The following is a 559-nucleotide window of genomic DNA, read 5'->3' as shown; positions in this document are numbered from 1 at the left end:
GGTCTTGGCGATCGCCGCGCCGGCCGAAGCCGGCTTGCGCCATCGCGACCGCGTCTATGCCGATTCCTTCGGCAATCTCGTCATCGACAGCGCCGCCGGCTACAAGCGCATCATCGTCGGCAAGGGCAAGCTTGCCGCGAAGCTTTCCGAATTCACCAGCGCCGGTCAGCCCGATGTCGTCTATGACGACGCGGACGAGCCCGGCTGCTACCAGCCGCCGGTGCTGGTCAAGGGCCGATCTTATATGTACGGGCTTTCCGACGGCGAGATGCCCAACCTCAGCCCTTGCCGTTGAAGATCGTCGGCGTTTGGCGTCGCCTGAGCGCGCCTGACACGCGCACGCAGTCGCGGCCGGCATTCTTGGCGTCGTAGAGCGCGGCGTCGGCGCGCCGCAGAAGATCGGCAAACCCTTCGTCGGCGGCCAGCTCCGCCACGCCGAAGCTTGCGCTGCAGCGATGGTCGGCGGGGAGGCCCTCGATCGGCAAGGCTCCGAATGCGTTGCGCGCGCCTTCGGCAAACAGCCGCGCCGCCGCAAGATTGGTGCCCGGCAGGATGATGG

2 protein-coding genes are annotated in these 559 nt (G+C 67.4%); one reads left to right on the top strand and one right to left on the bottom strand.

All coding sequences use genetic code 11. From position 1 onward, the window contains the following. Positions 1 to 4 precede the first annotated feature (4 nt). Positions 5 to 295: a hypothetical protein gene (locus tag EOA27_RS39425; protein ID WP_127259089.1), complete on the top strand. Its 291-nt coding sequence runs from the start codon at positions 5 to 7 to the stop codon at positions 293 to 295. Here EOA27_RS39425 and EOA27_RS39420 read toward each other — a convergent pair. Beyond that, a partial coding sequence (locus EOA27_RS39420) for a diguanylate cyclase (RefSeq protein ID WP_127259087.1) occupies positions 279 to 559 on the bottom strand: 281 nt, incomplete at its 5' end. The two genes, EOA27_RS39425 and EOA27_RS39420, sit on opposite strands and share 17 nt — an antisense overlap.

Source organism: Mesorhizobium sp. M2A.F.Ca.ET.037.01.1.1, from assembly GCF_003998075.1.
GTDB lineage: Bacteria > Pseudomonadota > Alphaproteobacteria > Rhizobiales > Rhizobiaceae > Mesorhizobium.
This window is presented reverse-complemented; position numbering and strand designations above follow the sequence as displayed.